Origin of the sequence: Sphaerospermopsis reniformis, assembly GCF_005402885.1 — a bacterium.
In the GTDB taxonomy this organism is placed as follows: domain Bacteria; phylum Cyanobacteriota; class Cyanobacteriia; order Cyanobacteriales; family Nostocaceae; genus Sphaerospermopsis; species Sphaerospermopsis kisseleviana.
The window spans coordinates 1-845 of the sequence record NZ_BJCE01000518.1; the positions used below are offsets into that span (position 1 = coordinate 1).

General features: G+C 34.8%; 1 pseudogene. It reads right to left on the reverse strand.

Annotated elements, in window-relative coordinates:
* Window positions 1–105: 105 nt before the first annotated feature.
* Window positions 106–845 (reverse strand): annotated as a pseudogene (locus FFR48_RS28150) (hypothetical protein); the annotation flags it as partial.

The following is an 845-nucleotide window of genomic DNA, read 5'->3' on the forward strand; positions in this document are numbered from 1 at the left end:
AGTAGAACAGTTAGAAGAATTATTAAATAAATTGCTAAACGAAGGAGGTCTTATTATTAAATGGGAGCGCAAAGTTAAAAATAAAGGTAATGCTGTTTATTCGATTTAGCTGCACAACAGCTTAAAATCCCGATAAGCTGCTAATAACTCACTGTGTCCTTCTTCCGCAGATAAGGTAGTGATAACTGATAAATGTTCACTCAAAACTTGATTATATTCTGTTAATTGTTGCTGATTTTCAGGACGAATCCAACCAGGTAAACCCAAAGTAAAAACTTCCTTGACACCATAAACTTGACCTTTAGAACCAAAGTGAGTACCAATAAAGTTGCTAACAAATTGATTCACTGGTTGAAAAAGTGCAAATTCATCGGTTTCTGTATCAGCTTGGGATTGATGATAATTTAATAATTGTTGACAGAAACGCAATATTAATTCAGAATCAAAACGGGCTATACCATGACCACCAGAAGGTGGGTTAAATTGACGGAGTTGATTCAACACCTCACGATATTTATTTAATGGAATATCTTGTGGTTCAAGGGCGACAACACGCCAATCATAAACTCGTTCTGCTATTTTTACCCGTTCTGATATACTAAAGGTAAATAAACCCCCAGCAATCAACCATAAACTTAACCAATCTGTTTTTTGAGAATCTACTTTATTGCTGTCTGCTTTAATTCGATTCACCCCTTGTACAGATGTTGGTAAATAAATTTTTACGGCACTTGCTGTTTCTGGTAATTTTTGTCCTGTAGTTTGGGTAAATAAGTCGTTTACTAATTTAGTGAAATCATCTGTTTCCTGACTAAATGCAGTAAACAAAGCCACCAAGAATTTAC